This window comes from Mesorhizobium sp. CNPSo 4688 (assembly GCF_057784295.1).
In genome coordinates, this window is the sequence record NZ_JBWLUY010000037.1 from 20,598 (window position 1) to 27,203 (window position 6,606).

The following is a 6,606-nucleotide window of genomic DNA, read 5'->3' on the forward strand; positions in this document are numbered from 1 at the left end:
TCTCAACCGCCAAGCAAAGGCTGGATCCATCGTCCAAAGAAGCCTCGCAGCCTCATCTGCCCCTCGAGGGCGGCGATGCATATGCACTCCCCGCTCTCGTCGACGACCGGCTGATGCTGAACCTCATCGTCAGCCTCATCCAGGTCGCCCGGACCGTAGCGGCCACGCGCGTCGTAAAGCGAGCCCTTCAGCACTTGAGTGTATTCGTAGCCGGAATGGGTATGCTCCGGCATCCTGCGCCCGGCCGCCACCTTCAGCAGCATGACATTTGCGCCAGCATCTTGCGGAACCGTCACCCGGCTCCAGCGCACACCAGGACCGATCCAGCGCCATGGGCCAATGCCGCATCCATCCAGAGCATCGGGCAGGCGGATGCCGAGATCGGCGCGCGCGGGTCTTGAATGCTCCTCGCGCCATTCGCCGTCCACCTCGATCCTCGCCAGCTGCCGGTCCAAGGCATCTAAGCTCATCGCTTGCGGTTCTATCTCATCAAGGAACAAGCCGCCTGTTGCTTCGAACTGCGCAATTCGTTCGGCACAGGCCGGGCAACCGCCGATATGGACCGCCACGACAATTCGCGGCCCTGCCTCCAGGGAGCCACTGGCTTGGCGGAGCAACGTCTCGTCGCTTGGATGATGATTGATCATTTGAGGTCGTCCAGGATCAGGCGAAGGCGGCTGAGAGCCAGCCGCACGCGGGATTTAACGGTACCCAGCGGGATGCGAAGCTGGCTCGCTATTTCCGATTGAGGTTTGTCGCCGAAGAAGGACAGCCGCAGAATATCGGCCTGTTCAGGAGACAACAGGGCAACAGCAGAGCGCACGCGTTCGTCGCGCTCTGCCGCCATCACCGCCGCCTCACCCGAAACCGGGCTATCGGGCTCGTCCGAGGGATCGAAGGCGCTGACAACGGCCGCAGGCCGGCTTTCCCGGCGCAGCCGATCGATCCGAACGTTGCGGCCGATCGTGAATATCCACGTCGAGACCCCGGCACGCGCTGGATCGAAGTACGAGGCCTTCTTCCAGACCAGCAGCATGGTTTCCTGAGCGATGTCCTCGGCGATGGAAACCGCCATGCCGGAGCGCATCATAAAGGCTTTCAGTCGGGGCGCGTAGAAACCAAAGAGTGTGGCAAAGGCTGCACGATCGCGTCCTTCCGCTACCGCGGCGAGCAGACGCCTGGCTTCCTCAGCCGATAGCGGCCCCGTCTCAGAGCGCATGGTCATCGCCTTTTCAATCCTTGTGAGATCGAAACTACGCGAAACCGTGCCGGCAATGAACCCGTATCCCGATGCATCCATGCGCCCTGATACGCGCTCTGAGGGCGTTCGGATCACAAACCTCCGCGGCTTTCCGCGCAACTGTGATCCATGCCGCCAGCGGCCGCGTAGAAGTTGAAGTTAGGATAGGAGGGCATCCCCTTCTACTGGAAACTGGAGCGTGCGTATGACGGCAGCGGGCAAACGCCTGGTCACGGATCGTCCGATGGACATAGCGGTCGTTGGCAGTGGGATATCCGGACTGTCGGCGGCATGGCTGCTTTCGCAGCGCCACAACGTATCGCTGTTCGAGGCAGATACCCGGCTCGGCGGCCACAGCAATACTGTCAATTCCGGCGGAACCCAGGTGGACACCGGATTCATCGTCTACAATGAGGTAACCTATCCCAATCTGACGGCTCTTTTTGCCCATATAGGTGTGCGCACCAAGCCATCCGAGATGTCCTTTGCGGTTTCGCTGGACGGCGGCCGCCTGGAATATTCGGGGACCGGGTTGGGCGGTCTTCTTGCACATCCCGGCAACGTCACACGCCTACGGTTCTGGCAGATGCTTAGGGAGTTGCTTCGATTCTATCGCGAAGCGCCCTACGACATCTCACGGATCGGCGAGAGCAGCCTTGCCGAGTATCTGGATGCCAGAGGTTATGGTGCAGCATTTCGCGAGGACCACCTGTACCCGATGGCAGCCGCGATCTGGTCGACGCCGGCGGCTGAAGTCGGGAACTACCCGGCCGCCGCCTTCATCCGGTTCTGCGACAATCACGGCTTGCTGAAGTTGGCCGGCCGTCCGATGTGGCGGACGGTTGATGGCGGCAGTCGCAATTACGTCGAGAATTTGGCTGGTCGATTTACCGGCCGGATATTCCTGGGGCGTCGCGTGCGTTGCATTGCGCGGAACTCGGGAGCGGTATGGCTCACCGATATTGACGGCGTCGAGCAATGCTTCGACCAGGTGGTGGTAGCGACCCATGCCAACCAGGCGCTGGCCATGCTTCCCGACGCGAGCCATGAGGAGAAGCAGTTGCTAAGTAGCTTTGGCTACAGTCGAAACGAGGCCGTGCTGCACTCGGATCCCCGTCTCATGCCGCGCAGGAAGCGGGCCTGGTCGAGCTGGAATTACCTTGCCGATACACGCGGTGAAACCCGCCAGCTCTCGGTCACATACTGGATGAACAGGCTGCAGTCCCTGCCTGACCAACTGCCGCTGTTTGTCACGCTCAACCCCGCTATGGAACCCGAGGCTCGCGCGGTAAAACATAGCGTGACCTACGAGCACCCGGCATTCGACACCACCGCTATGCGCGCCCAGAAGAAACTTTGGTCGCTCCAAGGGGTCCGCAACACCTGGTTCTGCGGCGCCTATTTCGGTGCCGGTTTTCACGAGGACGGACTGCAGTCCGGCCTTGCCGTGGCCGAGGCGCTGGGTGGCATACGGCGCCCTTGGGATGTGGTCGACGAATCGGGCAGGATCCACCTTTCGGCAGCCGTTGAGCGGCCTGATCTGGCAGCCGCCTGATGCCAGATGTTCAATCAGCCCTTTATACCGGCAGGGTCATGCACCAGCGCCTGAAACCGCGCCGGCACAGGCTGTCCTACCGTATGTTCTTTCTGCTGCTTGACCTTGATGAGATCGACAGTCTAGCTGCAAGGCTATGGCTCTTCTCGCGCAACCGGTTCAATTTTTTGAGCTTTGCCGACCGGGACCACGGCGACGGTTCCGGCGGCGCGCTCAAGGCCTATGTCGAGCGCCAACTGAACATGGCCGGAATCGAGATCGACGGCGGTGCTGTGCGGCTTCTGGCGATACCGCGGATGCTTGGCTATGCCTTTAATCCGCTCAGCGTCTATTTCTGCTACCGCCGACAGGGCGATCTCGCCGCCATCCTCTATGAGGTGAACAATACGTTTGGGCAGCGCCATACGTATCTCATCCCTGTCGAGGATTGCGAACGCCAAGGCGTGGTCGAGCAGCATTGTGCCAAGCGCTTCTATGTCTCGCCTTTCATTGGCATGGGCATTCAATATCGCTTCCGGATCGGCCTGCCCGATGAGGCCGTGTCGCTTCACATAACCGGCAGCGACGGTCAGGGACCTCTGATCGTCGCCAGTTTCTCGGGCAAGCGGCATCCGCTCAGCGACGCGAGGCTGGCGGCTACCTTCTTGGCTTACCCTCTTCTAACGCTGAAGGTCATCGTCGGCATTCACTGGGAGGCGTTGCTTCTCTGGGCAAAGGGAATGCGCCCGAACGAGCGCTCGCATCCCCCGCACCAGCCCGTCACAGATGTCGCCGTGGAGAGGCGGGGGAGATCGGAGCAGATCCCATCGAGCACAAAAAAGCCAAATGCGCATGGCCGACTTCCCCGAGCCGGTCGACCTTGGAGGGCGATGGGCCCTAAAGCCGGGTAGATGGACATTGCTTCGATCATCGGACTCGCCTGCTTCATTGCCGCCTGTTTCCTCGCGGCGCTCATGGGCGCGTTGTTTCGCCCCGGCGAATGGTACGAGCGACTGAAGAAGCCGTCGTGGAGGCCCCCGAACAGGCTTTTCGCGCCGGTGTGGACCGTCCTCTATCTGATGATAGCGGTTGCCGGGTGGATGATCTGGCGGAAGGCCGGCTTCGCCGGCGCCGGCTTGCCCGTGGCGGTCTATGCATTGCAGCTCATTCTCAACGCCGCGTGGTCGCCGCTCTTCTTCGGTCTGCACCGCCCCGATCTCGGCTTCGTTGATATCGTTCTGGTCTGGATTTCCATCATCGCGACCATCATGCTTTTCTACCCTATCCACTTTGTCGCCGCGCTGCTGCTCGTGCCTTACCTTGTGTGGGTTACGTTCGCCACTGCGCTGAATTTCGCCGTGTGGCGTCTGAATTCGGTTGCGTCGCCGCCAGCATAACCGGGCGTCGAAGATATCGCGCCACCCACCCCCGCCGACTACCCACCCGTTCACCACAAGCTGGTGCCCGGCGCTCTTTTGAAAGGGCCGACATCGGAAGAGATTCACCCACCGTAAGCCTCGTGCACCGCTTGCCCGTACGAATCCACACATAATCTAACGCCAGCGGATACTCCGCCCGGAAGGTGTGACGATGAAGTCGAGTTCACGGGTCGTAACGGCGCCAAATCTTCCCGACATCCCCTAGCGCTGATGGTCACTTTCAAGCGTTCACGGATGACCTACGAAGAGAATGAACAAGAGGTTCAATCTTCGACCCGGCTCTCGCTCTTTTGGCGTTGGCGGGCTGCGAGACTACCGCATCGATCGACACCTGCGATCGAACCTCTGACAGCATAAATGTTTCGAGATGTGCGACCTCTGTTACCAAACGACAGTTTTGGTGCAACCTTGCAGATACAAATGTGGAGCATTTAACAGACCGTTGAGCGGCTGCGTTGGCATAGCCCGAGACACCGAAAGCTCTACAGGAGAAGAACATGTCAGTGTTTGAAACGGTCGCGCGCTATGGGGCGGCCATCAAAAACGCCCGTGAAGCACGAAAGTCCGAACGCGTTCTGAACAGCCTGCCGATGGAAATTCAAAAGGACATTGGCTGGCCGGTTACGCCGCGCCTGAAAAGGCTCTCATCCGACAGCTGAGGCCGGTTCTCTGAGCGAAGCCAGGCGAATTCCACGCCCACTCCCATGCTGCGTACAACACGTCCGTGGGAGACAATGCGTCCGCTGAAAAGTCGGACCCTCATTTATCAACAGGAGTAAGACCTATGAACAAGCACACGGAAATCGCAACCAATGGTGTCAACGTGGCCGCCTTGCTTGGCGCCCGCGACGCGCTGAAGGATGCCCCCGAGGCCGCCCGTTTCAAGTGGCGTGCGACGAGCGAATGGGTCAAGGGGACCCACAACCGAGCTACAGTCGACGGATTCTTCGGCCTGGGCGCAGAACAGCAGCATCGCCAGACCTACAAGTTCGAGTCCGATCATCCGGAAATCTTTGCGTCCGAGGACAAGGGGGCGACACCCGTCGAGTTTGTGCTGGTCGGACTGGCCGGCTGCCTCACCGCGGGTATCGCCGCTGTTGCGCAAAACCGCAACATCCAGCTCCACTCGGTCAAGGCAACGCTCGAAGCCGGCATGAATATCCAGGGCATCCTCGGCATCGATCCGGACGTGCGCAACGGCTTCGACGGCATCAAAGTGCACTACGACATCGACGCGGACGCCAGCGCGGAAGACATCGCCGCTCTTGTCGCGCAGTCGCAGAAGCGCTCGGCCGTCTTTGACGTGATCACCAACCCGACCGATGTAACGGTCACCTCGAGCAAATCCTGATGAGCGAAAGCGCATCGCGCGGGATCGCCGGCACCGTTGACGTCGTCGTCATCGGTGCCGGTCACTCGGGCCTGGCGATGAGCTATCTGCTGGGCCAGCACTCGCTCAGACATGTGGTTCTCGAGCGAGGCGAGGTCGCGAATAGCTGGCGCACGGAGCGCTGGGATTCGCTGCACTTGCTCACGCCCAACTGGATGGCGCGGCTCCCCGACTACCCATACCAGGGCGACGACCCGGACGGCTACATGAGCGCCGGGCAGGTCGCCGATTTCATTTCCGATTACGCCACATACACATCAGCACCAGTTCTAACACGCACCGCAGTCAACAGAGTTGCGCAGAGCAGCCACGGCTTTCGGGTGGAAACCCAAAATGGGGACTGGCTGTGCCGAGCCGTGGTGCTCGCCACTGGCGGCTTCAACAAGCCGGTCATACCGCGATTGGCCGATGCCATGCCAGCGACCCTCGAACAGCTGTCGGCTCACTCCTACCGCAATCCCGGGCAGCTTGTCCCTGGCGGGGTGCTGGTGGTTGGGGCATCGGCGACAGGTCTGCAATTGGCGCAGGAGATCCAGCTCAGCGGCCGGCCTGTCACGCTCGCGGTGGGCGAACACGTCCGGCTGCCGCGCGTCTATCGAGGTCGCGATATTCAATGGTGGATGCTTGCAACCGGTGTGCTTGACCAGCGCATCGAAGAGGCAGACGACCCCGACCGCGCCCGAAGAGTACCGTCGCCGCAGCTTGTCGGCGCATCAGACCGGACCACGCTCGACCTCAATGTCCTGCAGGGGCAAGGCGTTAAAATCGTCGGACGCCTGATGGGCATTCGCGACGCAACAGCCCAGTTTTCAGGAACGCTTCGCAACGTCTGCGCGCTTGCCGACCTGAAGATGAACCGGCTGCTCGCATCGATCGACGAATGGGCAGAGGCGAATGCACCGTCCGGCGTCGGTCCCATCGAGCGTTTTGCCCCCACTGCAATCGACGCGGCGCCGCAACTGAAACTCAAACTCGGCGAAGACGTTCGCACGGTGCTATGGGC

8 protein-coding genes are annotated in these 6,606 nt (G+C 60.9%); 6 read left to right on the forward strand and 2 right to left on the reverse strand.

The genetic code is table 11. The features are described from left to right. Positions 1-2: 2 nt before the first annotated feature. Complete coding sequence (locus tag AC04SH_RS33030; RefSeq protein ID WP_477345368.1) at positions 3-647, reverse strand: ChrR family anti-sigma-E factor; 645 nt, start codon at positions 645-647, stop codon at positions 3-5. Then, positions 644-1,300 (reverse strand): sigma-70 family RNA polymerase sigma factor, encoded by a 657-nt coding sequence (locus tag AC04SH_RS33035; RefSeq protein WP_488577915.1) that lies wholly within the window; start codon positions 1,298-1,300, stop codon positions 644-646. The genes AC04SH_RS33030 and AC04SH_RS33035 overlap by 4 nt, the downstream gene beginning before the upstream one ends. Before the next feature lie 145 nt (positions 1,301-1,445). On the opposite strand from AC04SH_RS33035, the gene AC04SH_RS33040 reads away from it, so the two are divergent. The 6 genes from AC04SH_RS33040 to AC04SH_RS33065 form a co-directional block, all read left to right on the forward strand. Next, complete coding sequence (locus AC04SH_RS33040; RefSeq protein WP_488577916.1) at positions 1,446-2,795, forward strand: NAD(P)/FAD-dependent oxidoreductase; 1,350 nt, start codon at positions 1,446-1,448, stop codon at positions 2,793-2,795. Next, positions 2,792-3,685 (forward strand): DUF1365 domain-containing protein, encoded by an 894-nt coding sequence (locus AC04SH_RS33045; protein ID WP_488577919.1) that lies wholly within the window; start codon positions 2,792-2,794, stop codon positions 3,683-3,685. The genes AC04SH_RS33040 and AC04SH_RS33045 overlap by 4 nt, the downstream gene beginning before the upstream one ends. Next, the gene (locus tag AC04SH_RS33050; protein WP_477345362.1) at positions 3,686-4,171 is read left to right on the forward strand and encodes a TspO/MBR family protein; all 486 of its coding nucleotides are present in this window, start codon (positions 3,686-3,688) and stop codon (positions 4,169-4,171) included. It abuts the gene before it with no gap. 539 nt (positions 4,172-4,710) lie between these two features. Continuing rightward, on the forward strand, positions 4,711-4,872 hold the full coding sequence (locus AC04SH_RS33055; RefSeq protein WP_477345360.1) for a hypothetical protein: 162 nt from the start codon (positions 4,711-4,713) through the stop codon (positions 4,870-4,872). 125 nt (positions 4,873-4,997) lie between these two features. Next, the gene (locus AC04SH_RS33060) at positions 4,998-5,564 is read left to right on the forward strand and encodes an OsmC family protein (RefSeq protein WP_488577917.1); all 567 of its coding nucleotides are present in this window, start codon (positions 4,998-5,000) and stop codon (positions 5,562-5,564) included. After that, positions 5,564-6,606: NAD(P)-binding domain-containing protein (locus AC04SH_RS33065; RefSeq protein ID WP_488577918.1), on the forward strand; the 1,043-nt coding region annotated here is incomplete at its 3' end. The genes AC04SH_RS33060 and AC04SH_RS33065, both read left to right, overlap by 1 nt.